13 protein-coding genes, 1 tRNA gene and 1 riboswitch are annotated in these 14879 nt (G+C 45.9%); of the genes, 8 read left to right on the top strand and 6 right to left on the bottom strand.

Annotated features, from left to right (window positions below; all coding sequences use genetic code 11):
- Window positions 1-11: 11 nt before the first annotated feature.
- Entirely contained in the window at window positions 12-1220 is a 1209-nt protein-coding gene (locus C1A02_RS03020; protein ID WP_101696711.1) for an acetate/propionate family kinase, read from the bottom strand.
- A gap of 126 nt (window positions 1221-1346) precedes the next feature.
- Here C1A02_RS03020 and C1A02_RS03015 point away from each other — a divergent pair, with 126 nt between their 5' ends.
- Window positions 1347-2579 (top strand): tRNA(Met) cytidine acetate ligase, encoded by a 1233-nt coding sequence (locus C1A02_RS03015; protein ID WP_101696710.1) that lies wholly within the window; start codon window positions 1347-1349, stop codon window positions 2577-2579.
- Window positions 2563-3495 (top strand): hypothetical protein, encoded by a 933-nt coding sequence (locus C1A02_RS03010; RefSeq protein WP_101696709.1) that lies wholly within the window; start codon window positions 2563-2565, stop codon window positions 3493-3495. The genes C1A02_RS03015 and C1A02_RS03010 overlap by 17 nt, the downstream gene beginning before the upstream one ends.
- Before the next feature lie 60 nt (window positions 3496-3555).
- Here C1A02_RS03010 and uraA read toward each other — a convergent pair whose 3' ends face one another.
- The 4 genes from uraA to glyA all read right to left on the bottom strand — a co-directional run bounded on the left by uraA (window position 3556) and on the right by glyA (window position 8455).
- Window positions 3556-4911, bottom strand: coding sequence for a uracil permease (gene uraA, locus C1A02_RS03005; protein ID WP_101696708.1), 1356 nt, complete (start codon window positions 4909-4911; stop codon window positions 3556-3558).
- A gap of 182 nt (window positions 4912-5093) precedes the next feature.
- Window positions 5094-5753, bottom strand: a complete 660-nt coding sequence (locus C1A02_RS03000; protein ID WP_101696707.1) for a flavin reductase — start codon at window positions 5751-5753, stop codon at window positions 5094-5096.
- Window positions 5754-5839: 86 nt separating this feature from the next.
- On the bottom strand, window positions 5840-7108 hold the full coding sequence (locus tag C1A02_RS02995; protein WP_101696706.1) for a replication-associated recombination protein A: 1269 nt from the start codon (window positions 7106-7108) through the stop codon (window positions 5840-5842).
- Window positions 7109-7201: 93 nt separating this feature from the next.
- Window positions 7202-8455 (bottom strand): serine hydroxymethyltransferase, encoded by a 1254-nt coding sequence (gene glyA, locus C1A02_RS02990; RefSeq protein WP_101696705.1) that lies wholly within the window; start codon window positions 8453-8455, stop codon window positions 7202-7204.
- Between the two features lie 156 nt (window positions 8456-8611).
- Between glyA and nth the strand changes: the two genes are divergently transcribed.
- The 4 genes from nth to C1A02_RS02975 all read left to right on the top strand — a co-directional run bounded on the left by nth (window position 8612) and on the right by C1A02_RS02975 (window position 11275).
- A complete protein-coding gene (gene nth, locus C1A02_RS02985; RefSeq protein WP_101696704.1) occupies window positions 8612-9250 on the top strand; it encodes an endonuclease III in 639 nt (212 codons plus the stop codon).
- Between the two features lie 171 nt (window positions 9251-9421).
- On the top strand, window positions 9422-9586 hold the full coding sequence (locus C1A02_RS13430) for a hypothetical protein (RefSeq protein ID WP_164997140.1): 165 nt from the start codon (window positions 9422-9424) through the stop codon (window positions 9584-9586).
- A gap of 43 nt (window positions 9587-9629) precedes the next feature.
- A tRNA-Ala gene (locus tag C1A02_RS02980) sits at window positions 9630-9705 on the top strand.
- 649 nt (window positions 9706-10354) lie between these two features.
- Window positions 10355-11275, top strand: coding sequence for a TraX family protein (locus C1A02_RS02975; RefSeq protein WP_101696703.1), 921 nt, complete (start codon window positions 10355-10357; stop codon window positions 11273-11275).
- A 487-nt stretch (window positions 11276-11762) separates the two neighbouring features.
- On the opposite strand, the gene C1A02_RS02965 is transcribed toward C1A02_RS02975, so the two are convergent.
- Window positions 11763-12467 (bottom strand): YgaN family protein, encoded by a 705-nt coding sequence (locus C1A02_RS02965; RefSeq protein WP_129588136.1) that lies wholly within the window; start codon window positions 12465-12467, stop codon window positions 11763-11765.
- A gap of 395 nt (window positions 12468-12862) precedes the next feature.
- A riboswitch (FMN riboswitch) is annotated at window positions 12863-12977 on the top strand.
- A gap of 158 nt (window positions 12978-13135) precedes the next feature.
- On the opposite strand from C1A02_RS02965, the gene ribD reads away from it, so the two are divergent.
- Window positions 13136-14242 carry a bifunctional diaminohydroxyphosphoribosylaminopyrimidine deaminase/5-amino-6-(5-phosphoribosylamino)uracil reductase RibD gene (gene ribD, locus C1A02_RS02960; protein ID WP_101696885.1) on the top strand — a complete coding sequence of 369 codons (1107 nt, stop codon included), beginning with the start codon at window positions 13136-13138 and terminating at the stop codon, window positions 14240-14242.
- On the top strand, window positions 14223-14870 hold the full coding sequence (gene ribE / locus C1A02_RS02955; RefSeq protein ID WP_101696701.1) for a riboflavin synthase: 648 nt from the start codon (window positions 14223-14225) through the stop codon (window positions 14868-14870). Before ribD ends, ribE begins: the two co-directional genes overlap by 20 nt.
- Window positions 14871-14879 lie beyond the last annotated feature (9 nt).

The raw sequence follows: 14879 nt of genomic DNA, 5'->3' as shown, positions 1-14879 counted from the left end.
CGTTGTAATGATTAGATGTTTCCCACGATCTCTTTGGTATCGCGGGCAATCACCAACTCTTCGTTGGTGGGAATCACGAATACCTGTACGCGGGAATTGGGAGTGGAAATCTTTCCGCCCTTGCCGCGAATCATCTGGTCGTTGATTTCTCTGGAAACCTCTACGCCCAAATAGGTCAAGCCATCGCAAACATTCTGACGGTGATCGCTCTGGTTTTCGCCCAAACCGGCAGTAAACACAATGGCATCCACACCGTTCATCGCTGCTGCATAGCTGCCGACAAACTTCTTAATCTGGTACACCAGAATCTTGTGGGCCAAAATCGCTCTGGGATCGCCCTCTTCTTCTGCCTTTGTAATGTCGCGGTCATCGCTAGAAATACCGGAAACACCCAAAAGGCCGGATTTCTTATTCAAGATGTCGTTCATCTCAGCGGCAGACAGGTTCTCTTTTTCCTGAAGGAAAGTGACAACCGAAGGATCCAGCGCACCGGAACGGGTTCCCATCATAAAGCCATCCAAGGGGGTCAGGCCCATGCTGGTGTCGATTACCTTACCCTGATCCACAGCGGCAATGGAAGAGCCGTTGCCCAAGTGGCAGGTAATGATCTTGAGTTCGGACATAGGCTTGCCCATCAATTCTGCGCAGCGTTCGCTGACAAAACGGTGAGAAGTACCGTGGAATCCATAACGGCGGATCTGATACTTTTCAAAATACTCATAAGGAATGGGGAAAATATACGCTTCGGGGGGCATGGTGGAATGGAATGCTGTATCAAACACAGCAACCTGAGGCACCTGAGCACCGAAAACCTCCTGGCAAGCGCGAATTCCCTGCAAGTTTACGCTGTTGTGCAGCGGTGCCAAAGGAATCAGCTTTTCGACAGTTGCCATGACCTTTTCGTCGATCAGGACAGACTTCATAAACTCCATACCGCCCTGTACCACACGGTGGCCCACTGCGGTAACCTCAGACAAGTCTTTAATTACACCGACTTCAGCATCGATCAGTGCATTTTTAACCTGCATAAAAGCTTCAATATGGTCGGCCATTTCCACTGTCAGCTTCTTCTCACGGCCGTCAGCAGTTTTATGCCCGAAAATGCCTCCTTCAATTCCAATGCGCTCACAATTTCCCTTTGCCAGCACTTCCTCATTGGTCATATCAATCAGCTGATATTTTAAGGATGAACTTCCCGCGTTGATGACCAAAATTTTCATCAGATTCCCTCCTAATTTTTCTGAATATTGTAAAAATAGCTTGAATCTACTCCCACAATACGATACTATAGAACCATAGTATATAATAGTATATTTTCACAATTAATTCAAGGAGTTTTTTATAACATGACAAATAAACCCTTGATTTCTGGTGTCATTGCAGAATTTAATCCCCTTCACCGCGGACACCACTTTTTGCTGACTCAGGCCAAGAAGTCTTCCCCGGGCGGTTTGGTGGTGGTGATGAGCGGGAACTTTGTTCAGCGGGGGGAGCCGGCGGCCTTTTATAAATGGCCCCGCGCCATGGCGGCCATCCGGTGCGGCGCAGATTTGGTTCTGGAACTGCCGGTTGGTTTCAGCACAGCCGGAGCCGAACGGTTCTGTGAAGGTGCCGTGGCCATGCTGGATTCCCTTGGTTGTGTGGACAAGTTGTTTTTTGGCAGCGAATGGGGAGAAATTCGTTTGCTGCAAACCGTTGCAGCCACCCTTTTGAGCCGGGAATTTGAGGCGGCGGTAAAAGAAGAGCTGCGCTTGGGAATTTCATTCGCGGCAGCCCGCCAGGCAGCGATAGCAAAGCTTTTGGGAACACCAGCTGCACATCTGATGAAAGAACCCAACAACATTTTAGGAATAGAATATTGTAAGGCTCTTTTGCGGCTGGGCTCCCGAATCCGGCCAGAAACCATTCAACGAATCGGCGCCCCGCATGATGCAAAAGCGCCTTTATCCGAGGAACCCATTGCCTCAGCCTCTCAGATTCGGCGGCAAATAGCCAACCGGGAACCTTTTTCGCTCTATGTTCCTCAACCGGCAGCCGATCTCTTCAGCAGGGAACTAAAAGAGGGACGGGCTCCCGCTTCACTCCACCCGGTTGAAACAGCCATTTTAGCCCGTTTGCGCACCATGAGCCGACAGGAGCTGAGCCATTTGCCAGACATCAGCGAGGGCCTGGAAAACCGGATTCAAGATAGCATAAAGACCTCGGTTTCGCTGGAACAGCTCATTTCTTCCATTAAATCCAAACGGTATTCCCATGCAAGAATTCGAAGAATTTTATTGGCGGCCTTTCTGGGGCTGACAAATCAGGAGTGCTCAAAGCCCCCGGCTTATCTCAGAATTTTGGCATTTAATGAAAAAGGACGGGAGATTTTGCGCTTTGCAAAACGGAGCGCCACGCTCCCCATTATTGCCAATTGGAACGACGTGGCTTCACTGAACGCTGAAGCCAAAGCCATGTTTCAAACCGAATGCAGGGCAACGGATCTATATGCCCTGTGTACCCCAGTCAAGGGACCATGCGGGTTGGAAATGACCTGTGCTTATTGGGAAAGGAAGGATTTTTTTGGCCATCCAAATTAAAGAAACAGAATATCAAAATTTCGGGCGGTGCGTACATATCAGTAACGGCATCATCGAAGTCATGGTGACGATTGATGTGGGGCCCCGGCTGATTTATTTTGGTCTGGTAAACGGCGAAAATATGTTGTATACGGATCCGGCACGGCAATACCGTTCGTTCGGCGAAGAATTTAACCAGCTGTATGGCGAAGACGCCATCTTTTATAATTACGGCGGCCATCGGTTATGGCTCAGCCCGGAAAGCACACCGGAAACGTATTACCCAGACAATGAACCTGTGGTTTATGGTGTTTTGCCGGACGGTGTCAGCTTCACCCCTGCAAAACAGCGCCACAACGAAATGCAGCTTGGTTTTGAAGTGATGATGAACGAAAACGCTTCGGATATCATGGTGATTCACAGTGCCAAAAACTGTTCTAAGGAACCCAAAACTCTGGCACTTTGGGCAGTTACCATGCTGGCACCGGGCGGAATGGAAATTATTCCTCAAAATTCAGCGGGCGATTTTTTGCAGCCCAACCGTTCCCTGATTTTATGGCCTTACTCTGACCTGCGCGATCCCAGAATTCACTGGGGTAACCGCTTTGTCACACTGCGGCAGGATCCCTCTGTAAATACCGCTTTTAAAGCGGGTTGGAACAATCATTGCGGATGGGCTGCTTATGTGAGAAAAAATGTAGTGTTCACCAAACATTACGTTCACAATGTTCATGCCGCTTATCCGGACTTGGGTGCTTCTTATGAAACCTATGTCAATGCGGATTTTTTAGAGATGGAAACGCTCAGTCCCCTTTACCACATTGAACCGGGAGATTCTGTTCGCCATGTGGAAAATCTAACACTTCAGCGCATTGATCAGATTCCAAAACCAGATGATGAATCGGAACTGGAAGCCTTTGCCGCAGAACTGATGTAACAAAAAATTAAACTTCCCTTTTTGCCGTTTTGCAAAAAGGGAAGTTTTTGTTTGAGCAGATTATTTTGCCGATGCGGCCTCTTCCATTTCATCTTCCATATCATTGGTCAGGTGCAAGCGATCCAGAATGTGGAATATCAGTCCCATCATCATGCCAACCACACAGGCCAAAACCATGCCTTTGAGCTGAACAGCCCCCAGGTTCAGGGTTACACCGGACAAACCCGTTACAAACACCACAGAAGTCATGATAATATTGCGGTTTCTTCCATAATTCACATTAGAATCCACCAGAATACGCAAACCAGAGGCCCCAATCATGCCGTACAGCAAAAAGGAAATACCGCCGATGACCGGCCCGGGAATTGTGCTGATCAGTTCTGAGAATTTGCCGATGAAAGAGCTGACAATCGAAAGTACCGCAGCGCCGCCGATGACCCAAACGCTGTACACCCGGGTCATTGCCATAACGCCGATATTTTCCCCATAAGTAGTGGTGGGCACTGCCCCCAACATACCAGAAGCCATGGTGGAAATACCGTCACCCATCAAAGAGCGGTGCAGTCCAGGATCTTTGAGCAGATCCTTTTCAATCACCTTCCCCGTCACAATCTGATGGCCGATATGCTCCGAAACCAAAACCAAAGCCACCGGCAGCATGGTTACAATGGCATCCAAACGAAAGCGTGCCAACTGAAAATGGGGCAGCGAAAACAGGCTTGCCTGCTGCACCGGGGTAAAATCTACAATGCCGATGAAATAAGCAGACAAATATCCGCCGATAATGGCAATCAAAATCGGGATGACCGACAGGAAATTCCGGAACAGAATACTTCCAAACACGGCAATTCCCAGCGTTACCAAAAATACAACTACATTTTTGGGGTCTACCTCGGTAACAACCTGCTGGAACAGCCCTGCGGCCCCTTTCACTTTCACATACTCTGTCTGGGTAAGAATTCCCGCAGTAGAGGCTGCTGTTCCGGAAAGTTCCAGACCAATCAATGCCACAATCGGGCCCATGGCTGCTGGGGGAAGCAGCTTATCAATCCAATCAGAACCGAATTTATGGATGATTAGCGCCAAAATTGTCACCAACATACCTACCGCGACAAACCCGCCTTGCGCATAAGCAAATCCTCCGCCCGGCGCGTCCTTATACCGAGCAATTACAATCAAAGCGGGCCCGATAAACGCAAAGCTGGAACCCAGATAGGCCGGTGCTTTTCCCTGGGTCATCCAAAAGAAGAACAACGTACCAATACCGTTCATCAGCAAGACCACTGCGGGGTTGATTCCAAATAAAGTCGGAACCAGAACAGACGCTCCGAACATCGCAAACATATGCTGTATGCTCAGTGGAATCGCCTGCTTCAGCGGCGGCCTTTCATGCGTTTGAATGATGTGTTTTGACATAGCTTGAATCATCCTTTTCCTTTAATAATCTGAAAATATCCTCAAAACAGCCTCAAAAAAGTAGGCCTTTGATTTCAAAAGCCTACCAAATCTGCTGTATATCAGCACTGATTTTCTGTGACAAGCCAAAATAAAAGCTCATCCGGTGTGCAGCGCACATCAGATTGAGCTTAATTGGTTTTCTATTTTCGTACAAATACCGATTTTGGCATCCCACAAATGGGACACAGCCAATCTTCGGGTAATTCTTCAAACGGAAGATCGGGATCACTATAAATATAACCGCAAACGGTGCAAATAAACCGGCCCGCATCCGATTGGGAACCGCTTGACGGGTTCGCTCGATGCGTGGGGGCATTCTTTGGGGCTGACCCCTTCAGAACCTCATGATAATAAGTGTAGCTCATCGGAACACCGGTGACTTTTTCGCTTCCGGCAACCACTTCGGCCAAAAACACGGTATGAGTTGCTGTTTCTGCACTTCCGACTACCTTACATAAAAACCAGCAGCAACAGTTTTCTTTGATCACGGGAACGCCCTCGGCCAATACTCGGTGGCGAACATTTTTCAATTTGTTGGCATCGCGGCCAGAGTTAAAACCCAAAGCACCAATTACTGCACCAGAAGTATCCTCTGAAAATACGGAAACAGAAAAAATTCCGGTTTCCCGGATCCGTTCGTGACTATAATTATCATGATGCATACTGACGGCAATAATGGGTGGATTGGTATTGGTGACCTGAATGACCGTATTGACGATACAAGCAGAAGGCTCTTGCTCCCCTTTTACCCCAATGGCATAAACGCCGTATGACAGGCTCGCTAAGATATTGCTATCCAACCAAAATCCCTCCCAACTTAAAATAGATTTGCCCAAAATTATATATTATAATATCACTAACCGCGCAAAGATACAAGAGGAAACGGTTATTTTTTTATTTTGATGTTTTTCCAATATTGTTCAAAAGCCTGCTCGGTTTTATTCATTCCCGGGGAATAATACACCGCACGGCTCAAAATATCGGGCAAATACTGCTGTTTCACCCAATGATCCGGGTGGTCATGAGGATACAAATAGAACTGCCCTTTTCGCTCTTGATCTGCCCCATCAAAGTGCTTATTCTGCAAACAGCGCGGAATCGGCCCTGTCTTTCCCGCGCGAATATCTGCCATGGCAGTATTGATTGCCTGATAGGCAGAATTGGATTTGGGCGCCTGACAAACCAAAATCACAGCGTTAGCCAGCGGAATTCGTGCTTCCGGCAGCCCCACCTGCAAAGCAGTATCCACCGCAGCCTTCACAATGGGAATAATCTGGGGCCAAGCCAAACCGACATCCTCGTTGGCACAAACCAACAGACGGCGGCAAACAGACGGCAAATCCCCGGCCTCAAGCAAACGAGCCAGATAATGCACCGCCGCATTGGGGTCAGAACCCCGCATAGACTTTTGAAATGCAGACAATAAATCGTAATGCTCGTCCCCGTCTTTATCATAGCGCATGGTGCTTTTCTGGGTCAGCTCCCGGGCAGCCGAAAGCTCCACCACAAGATCTTCCCCTTGCCTTTTGGCAGAAAGGAAACACAGCTCCGCCGAGTTCATTGCCTTGCGCACATCCCCGCCGCAGGATTGGGCAATGTGCAGATCTACGCCTTCTTCTCGAATCAACCGTTGCCCTTGTTCCTGCTCTAATATGGAAAAAGCACGCTCCACCGCCCGCAAAATCTCATCCTTTTCCACTGCCTTAAACTCAAACACAGTGGAGCGGCTTAAAATCGCGTTATAGACATAAAAATAAGGGTTTTCCGTTGTGGAAGCAATCAGTGTAATCTGGCCGTTCTCAATGAACTCTAAAAGCGTTTGCTGCTGCTTTTTATTGAAATACTGAATTTCATCCAGATACAAAAGCACACCGTTCATGGTTTCAAGCGTACCCAAAGATTCCACTACCGCACGGATGTCTGCCGTGGATGCCGTGGTTCCATTGAGCTTTACCAGCTTGCGCCGGGTCTGCTTGGCGATAATAGAGGCTACAGTGGTTTTCCCCACGCCGGACGGCCCGTAAAAAATCATGTTGGGAATTTGCCCGGAATCAATGATGCGCCGCAAGGCCCTGTCAGGTTCCAGCAGGTGCCTTTGCCCCACCACCTCGCCCAGCGACTGAGGGCGCAGACGTTCCGCCAAAGGTGCCGACATGAAGATTCCTCCTTTCAAAAAGGCGGCGCAGCTTTTGGCTGCGCCGCAAATGAATGACTAACCGAACGTTCTATGAAACAGGCGAACTTCCGATTACTGGTACAAAGGATAGCGACTGCAAATTCCTTCTACCATAGCGCGAAGTTTGTCCTGATTTCCTTCAAAATCATTGGCGGCAATCGCAATGCATTCCGCAATAATATCCATATCCTCGGCATTCAGGCCGCGGGTGGTCACCGCCGGGGTACCCAAACGGACGCCGCTGGTCACAAAGGGGCTTCTCTGCTCGTTGGGAACAGTGTTCTTGTTGGCAGTAATATACACCTCATCCAAACGATGCTCCAGCTCTTTGCCCGTCAGCTCCATGCCGCTCAAATCCACCAGCATCAAATGATTGTCGGTGCCGCCGGATACCAGCTTGATTCCGCGCTTTGTCAGGCCCTCTGCCAACGCTTTGGCATTTGCCACCACTTGTGCCTGATAATCCTGAAACTCCGGCTGAAGCGCTTCCCCAAGGCATACCGCTTTGGCAGCGATAATATGCATTAAGGGGCCGCCCTGTGTTCCGGGGAAAATCGCCTTGTCAATGGCTTTGGCATACTTTTCTTTGCACAGAATCATGCCGCCGCGGGGGCCGCGCAAAGTTTTGTGTGTGGTGGTGGTAACAAAATCTGCCCACTCCACCGGATTCTGATGCAAACCGGCTGCAACCAGACCGGCGATGTGCGCCATATCCACCATCAAATACGCGCCGCAGGCATCGCTGATTTCACGGAAGCGCTTGAAATCGATGGCACGGGGATAAGCCGATGCGCCCGCAACAATCATTTTGGGCTTTACTTGCATGGCCTGTTCCTGAAGCTTGTCATAATCAATGCGATGGGTTTGGGGATCTACGCCGTAAGCCACAAAATTGTAGTAGCTGCCGGACATATTTACAGGAGAACCGTGAGTCAGATGTCCGCCCTCCGCCAAATTCATACCCAAAACCGTGTCACCGGGCTGCAAAAATGCAAAATAAACAGCCAGGTTTGCCTGGGCGCCAGAATGAGGCTGCACATTGGCATGCTCTGCACCAAACAAACGGCAGGCACGCTCCCGGGCGATATCCTCGACCACGTCTACGCACTGGCATCCACCATAATAGCGTTTGCCCGGATATCCCTCCGCATACTTATTCGTCAGAATGCTTCCCATAGCGGCCAGTACCGCAGGAGAAACCATATTTTCAGAAGCAATCAGTTCCAGATTTCTTTGCTGGCGTGCCAGCTCTTGTCCCATAGCGGCCCCAACCTCGGCATCAAACCCCGAAACAAACCCTATGGTATCCATCATTTCGCTGAACATTTACAAACCTTCTCTCCTGTTTTCTTGAGGTTTATTATACACGTCTTCCCACAAAAACGCAATCCGATTGAATGGATTCCCTTCCATAATATGCCCTTTTCTTTTTGCGGTTTTTGTATTAGAATAGAGAAAAACAGCGCAAAAGGAAGAATTGATATGACAAAAAAACAGCTGGCCCGGCTGGCGGTGGAAGCTCTAAAAAAAGAATATCCAGACGCAATCTGTTCGCTGACCTATGAGGAGCCGCTTCAGCTTTTGATTGCGACCCGCTTGTCCGCCCAATGCACCGACGCACGGGTAAATCAGGTCACACCCGCGCTGTTCGCCAAATTCCCGAGTCTTGACGCTTTTACCAAAGCCGATGTAAAAGACATTGAGGAACTGATTCGCTCTTGCGGACTTTATAAAACAAAAGCGCGCGACATTCTTGCCATGTGTCAAAAACTTTTTGCAGAATATGACGGGGTTATTCCCGACACAGTAGAAGAACTGACCAAGCTGCCCGGAGTGGGCCGAAAAACCGCCAATCTGGTAGTTGGCGATATTTACGGCAAGCCGGCCGTGGTAACAGACACCCATTGCATCCGCATCGCCGGGCGTTTGGGTCTGACCAAAAGCAAGGTGCCGCTGCAGGTGGAAAAAGATTTGCGTGCAGTGCTGCCCCCCGAGGAATCCAATGACTTTTGTCATCGTTTGGTTTTGCACGGCCGGGCTGTGTGTCAGGCCAGAAAAGCACAATGTGAGATCTGCTGCATGAATGAGTTCTGTAAAACCGGATTGGCAGAGAAAAAATAAAATCAATGCTTACAAAAAGAGGGTGTGAACTTCACACCCTCGTTTTTATTCCTTTTACAAGATGCTTTGGCAACCATAAAAAAGTAAAAAGGAGAATTCTCTATGAAAAAATTTTATTGAGTTTTCATTAGTTTGCTTTTGTATGCAATGTGCATTGGAGCCGAATAAATCATGAAAAGTTCTTTTACCGATGACTGGGCCAAAGCGAGAAAGCAACTGGGCGGTATCCCCTGCAAAGCCCGTTCTCCCGCTGCTTCTGGCGGCCAAATTAATTTTAGTTATTTGAAAAAGCTACTTGAAAAATCAAAAACAGCATGCTATAATAAACAGCGTTGAAATTATTCGGCAATTTTCGTCGAATTTAAAAACAATGTTGTATGGGCTCGTAGCTCAGCTGGGAGAGCGCCGCGTTCGCAACGCGGAGGTCGAGAGTTCGATCCTCTTCGAGTCCACCAAAAAAAAGCCAGACGAACACCAATGGTTCGTCTGGTTTTTTGTTCGTAAAAGCGCTCTTTTGCTCCGCCATTTTATTCAGTATCCGAACCCTAAACTCGTTTTTTAAATAATCGTTTTGGATGCATTTTTATTTAGTGTTGTTCTTTTGAATCATAAATATAGCAGTTCAAGCTCATTCCGGTGTATTCAGAGTGGGCTTTTTTATTTTTTAATTTTCAAGTCACAAAACTTCTTTTAAATTGTCTATATGTATCAGAAGTGATTGTAAAAGGAGAGTGATTACAAATATATTTTTAAGCCTCGATTCATTATCAAATTATTTAAAAAATCAATTTATTATCTTGCACAGTTTTATTAATTTTAGGTAGTATTTCTTTCTCTGCATATGCGACTGAAGGCAGCATAAATTCTTTTAATCCGTATATAAAACGATGAAAGTGTGCCTGAAGAACCCATATTGTCTTTTACTGTTTCAGGAACATCATTAAAATCAAAAATATATCTAGAATTTAGCTTAGGTGTTTTAGGGTATATTGATGTCACTGGTACAATAAATCAATCACTTATTTATCCCTGCATCAACTACTCAAAAACTACACCTTTATAGTATCTGTAAGGGTGTAGTTTTTTTCACAAGGAGAAATAATGATGTCTACCACTGTATTAAAAATCATTGCACTCATTTTGATGGTGATTGACCACATAGGCGAATTTATTCCTGATATGCCATTCTATTTGCGTTGGATTGGCAGGCTTTCAGCACCTATCTTTATTTTTTGTATTGCACAGGGATTTTCCCATACGAAAAACAAAAGAAAACTTTGCTTGCGGCTTTATATCGCCAGTGTAATGATGGATTTGCTAAAGCGTGGTACTGTCCACTATTGTTTATCGCTGCCCAATTTTTCCAGCCCTGCCGGCGTTATCGATAACAATTTTTTTCGCTCATTATTTTGCTTAACTATCCTCTATTTTTTAATGGACAGTTTTAGACAAAAGGATGGACGGTTTAAAAAACATTTGCTGCTGTATGGTGCATGGCAAATCGGAGTTTATTTAATCCTGATATTGTTGCCGATGCTAATAAAACCTACTACAGCTTTTACCATCTTTCTCGAATCTCTGCCTACTTTGTTAGGAAGCATTTTTTACCTAGAAGGTGGTTGGGTATATCTTCTTCTGGGTGCATTACTCTATTGGGCTAAAGATGATAAAAAGTGTTTCGCTCGTACTTATATTATTTTTTGTGTGGTATATTTTATATTGCTTTTTACGCAGTTTGTTCCTCATGTTCTTGCACAGTTTTTAGATATATTGCACGCTCCCGGATTATATAATTATTTCCGGGAACTCTGCTTGATTGCTGTAGGTATTCCCCCTGACTATACACCAGACCGCACTGCCATTCTTTTTGAATCCTACCAGTGGATGATGATCGGCGCCCTCCCATTCTTATTAAGCTATAACGGTCAAAAAGGAAGGGGCTGGAAATACTTTTTTTACATTTTTTATCCACTGCATATTTTTGTACTATACTATATTGGAGGAGTTCTCGGTGGTACCGGCTAAGGATCACAATGACAATGGATTGAGTTTATTCCCTATCAATCACTATAAAGAGAAATCCTCTCAACCGAAATTTTATTTTCAGCGAATGGGAAACTGTTTTTTTATTCGGTTGATAAAACTGTAAAACAGGCACATGTTCATCCTGTTAAGAACCCCTCCCCACCCATCTTAGTGGAGCGACAAAAGCCAAAAATCCCCTACTGGATAACTTTTTTATCCCCGCCACCAAACAGTGATTAGAGGAACTAGAGGCAACAGATGATAGACAGCTTTGTAAATGCGGTCTATGTCTTTGATGATAAAATCATCTTAACCTTTAACTATATGGATGGCACAGAAACCATTCCCCTAGACGATATAAATGGTTCGAATTTGGTAGCAAGCGCTCCACCAAGAAAAGAGATGTCTAAATAGACATCTCTTTTCTTTTTACAAAATTTTTAAATATTATTTTCCATATAGCTGTTATTTAGTTTTAGATAGGATATCAGGTTTCATTGTTATAAAACTTACACTTAATCAAATGTACATATTCAAACCCATTTAAAAGTTCCGGATTTTCTAAATAGCTTTGATTACTATAAAACTCCACTTCATTCGAAGTGGAAAAGAGCCTGGAGTACAAAAGAATTTCCTGGTTTTCCTTAATGTCGACCGGCTGGGTAATAGCTCCGAATGCTTGGCCGCCACCCGAAGAATATCGTTTGGAAAATTCACTGACGGTACTCATCATTCCTCCGTCTTTGAGCTTTGTAGAAATTCTCCATTGATAATCCGGCTTTTGTGTAATAGAAACAGAAAGCTGCCCATTCCAGCTTCTGAGCTCATCACTTAAAGAAAGGATTGCTGCTTTCGGTTCCACCAGTTCACCTTTTTGATAAACTTCTACCCACACATCAAAATGTTTATATTCCTGTTTGGAATCATAATCAAAAAATAAAACTTCTTGTTGTGTGGAAAGTAAATCGACAATTTCTTTTTGTTCCTTCGTTAAATCCATCGGTTTTATCATCCCAGTGGTGGATGGCATTCCATTGCTGCAACCGGTAAATACCAAAATAAATGCTGCCATGCAGAGAAAAAATTTCTTCACTGAAGTCCCCCCTGTTGTTTTATGTGAATGAATCGTTCCAGACATAAGCCAAAAATAACAAAGAGATAACGTGAGATAAATCGGTAAAAATAATGTCATTCCATTTTTATCATTTTATCACTCTGGGATTTTTTGTGCAATATTATCTTATATCGCAGTACAGTTTCCATATAAAACTGATTCTTTTTAAAGAATATCTGAACTAATCCTATTGTAACATATTTCTTGATGCTGACAATAAATAATATACCGGGTAAATCATTTGCCAGAGCACCGCTTTTGCAGAGTTCGCCCTACTTCTTCGGCTCTGCTTCCTTCTCCAATTCACATACAAAACAAATGGCTTCATCCGTTCTTTGCATCGTGAATTTGTTGAGCAAACGGACTTTCACAAGAAGCCTTTCGGAATATCTTGGTGCCCTAAATAGAATAATTTTGGATCGTGAAATGGTTGACATGGAAGAAATCGAGTGTTACTATAAATACAATTGAATAGCAATCTTCAGGGCAGGGTGCAATTCCCTACCGGTGGTAAAGCCCACGAGCCGCAAGGCATGATTCGGTGAAACTCCGAAGCCGACAGTACAGTCTGGATGAAAGAAGATAATGCAGTATCCGCAAGTTGTGATACGTCATGTATATTTTTGCTCTGAAATGATCCGTCATTTCAGAGTTTTTTTATAATATGGCGGTATTACACCCGCCGGAAAATGCAAAAATGCCTTGAACCTTGTGTTCAAGGCATTTTTTATGAAAGGTCGTGTGAAATGACAGATAGCGAATATATGCGTTTGGCGTTACAGCTTGCCGAACAAGGCTGCGGTTATGTTAACCCCAACCCCATGGTGGGCGCCGTACTGGTAAAAAACGGCCACATCATCGGTCAGGGATGCCATGAACGATATGGCTCTCCCCATGCGGAACGCAATGCTCTTGCCAGCTGCACGGAATCGCCAGAGGGCGCAACGCTGTATGTAACACTGGAACCCTGCTGCCACTTTGGAAAAACACCCCCATGCACAGAGGCTATTCTGCAAAGCGGAATCCGCAAAGTGGTAGTCGGCAGTCATGACCCAAACCCGCTGGTTGCGGGAAAAGGCATCAAGCAGCTTCGTAATCTGGGGGTCGAAGTGGAAAAAGGAGTATTAAAAAAGGAATGCGATAAGCTTAATGAAGTGTTTTTTCACTTTATTCAAACAGGAACCCCATATGTAGTACTAAAATACGCCATGACCATGGACGGAAAAAGTGCCGCATATACAGGGGAATCCAAATGGATTACCGGGGAAGCCGCGCGCCGCCGGGTACATCAGGATCGTCACCGCTACAGTGCCGTGATGACAGGGATTGGAACCATATTGGCAGACAACCCACTTCTCACTTGCCGCATAGAAGGCGGCAGGAACCCACTGCGCATCCTCTGTGATACGCATTTGCGCACACCGCTGACTTCCCAAATTGCAACAACCGCAAAAAAGGTTCCAACGATTATTGCTACCTGCTGCACCGATTTTAAAAGGCAAGAGCCTTATTTCACTGCAGGCTGCCGTATCCTGATGATTCCAGAGAAAGACGGTCATCTGGATTTGGGCCAGTTGATGAAAAAGCTGGGGGAAGAAAAAATCGACAGCATTTTACTGGAAGGCGGCGGAATTCTGAATTGGTCGGCATTACAGTCGGGCATCGTCAACAAGGTACAAGCGTATATCGCACCAAAGTTATTCGGCGGAACAAATGGAAAAACTCCGGTGGCCGGAGTGGGTGTTCCCAGCCCCCAAGACGCATTTTTTCTGACAAACGGTACGGTTGCCTGTGTTGGAGAAGATATTCTGATAGAAAGTGAGGTGATTTCAAATGTTCACCGGAATCATTGAAGAAATCGGAATAGTGAAAGAAGTGCGAAAAGGTGCCCTTTCCTCGGTTCTTACCATACAGGCAAGCGTAATATTGAATGACCTGCATCTGGGAGACAGTATTGCAGTAAACGGGGTATGCCTGACTGCGGCAAGCCGTTCTTCCAATACCTTTCAGGCAGATGTGATGCATGAAACTTTAAACCGTTCGTCTCTGGGCAGCCTGCGCGCCGGAGCTTTGGTTAATTTAGAGCGAGCCATGCCTGCAAACGGGCGGTTTGGGGGGCACATGGTTTCTGGACATATTGACGGCGTCGGAATGATAAAAGCCATACAAAAGGACGACAATGCCGTTTGGTATACCATCGGGGCAGAAGATAAAATTCTGCGGTACATCGTGGAAAAAGGTTCTGTTGCGGTGGATGGTATCAGCTTGACAGTGGCCAAGGTTAGTGCATCAAACTTCAGTTTCTCTGCCATTCCCCACACCGTAATGTCCACCATTCTTTCCCGCAAAACAACCGGCGATACCGTCAATCTGGAAAACGACGTTATCGGGAAATACATTGAAAAACTATTATGCCCCGCAACGTCACAAGCCCGTTTCGGCGGTATGACAAAAGAGTTTTTATCTCAGTTTGGTTATTAGGAGGATCAA

Source organism: Clostridium minihomine (assembly GCF_900240385.1).
In the GTDB taxonomy this organism is placed as follows: domain Bacteria; phylum Bacillota; class Clostridia; order Oscillospirales; family Acutalibacteraceae; genus Faecalispora; species Faecalispora minihomine.
Note: the sequence above shows the minus strand (reverse complement) of the source record. Positions and strands in the feature narration are given on the sequence as shown.

Coding starts and splice junctions, on each gene's coding strand:
- C1A02_RS02965 (WP_129588136.1), bottom strand. CDS start 12,467: ATGACATTATTTTTACCGATTTATCTCACGTTATCTCTTTGTTATTTT.
- C1A02_RS03020 (WP_101696711.1), bottom strand. CDS start 1,220: ATGAAAATTTTGGTCATCAACGCGGGAAGTTCATCCTTAAAATATCAG.
- glyA (WP_101696705.1), bottom strand. CDS start 8,455: ATGTTCAGCGAAATGATGGATACCATAGGGTTTGTTTCGGGGTTTGAT.
- ribE (WP_101696701.1), top strand. CDS start 14,223: ATGTTCACCGGAATCATTGAAGAAATCGGAATAGTGAAAGAAGTGCGA.
- ribD (WP_101696885.1), top strand. CDS start 13,136: ATGACAGATAGCGAATATATGCGTTTGGCGTTACAGCTTGCCGAACAA.
- uraA (WP_101696708.1), bottom strand. CDS start 4,911: ATGTCAAAACACATCATTCAAACGCATGAAAGGCCGCCGCTGAAGCAG.
- C1A02_RS02975 (WP_101696703.1), top strand. CDS start 10,355: ATGTCTACCACTGTATTAAAAATCATTGCACTCATTTTGATGGTGATT.
- C1A02_RS13430 (WP_164997140.1), top strand. CDS start 9,422: ATGAAAAGTTCTTTTACCGATGACTGGGCCAAAGCGAGAAAGCAACTG.
- nth (WP_101696704.1), top strand. CDS start 8,612: ATGACAAAAAAACAGCTGGCCCGGCTGGCGGTGGAAGCTCTAAAAAAA.
- C1A02_RS03015 (WP_101696710.1), top strand. CDS start 1,347: ATGACAAATAAACCCTTGATTTCTGGTGTCATTGCAGAATTTAATCCC.
- C1A02_RS02995 (WP_101696706.1), bottom strand. CDS start 7,108: ATGTCGGCACCTTTGGCGGAACGTCTGCGCCCTCAGTCGCTGGGCGAG.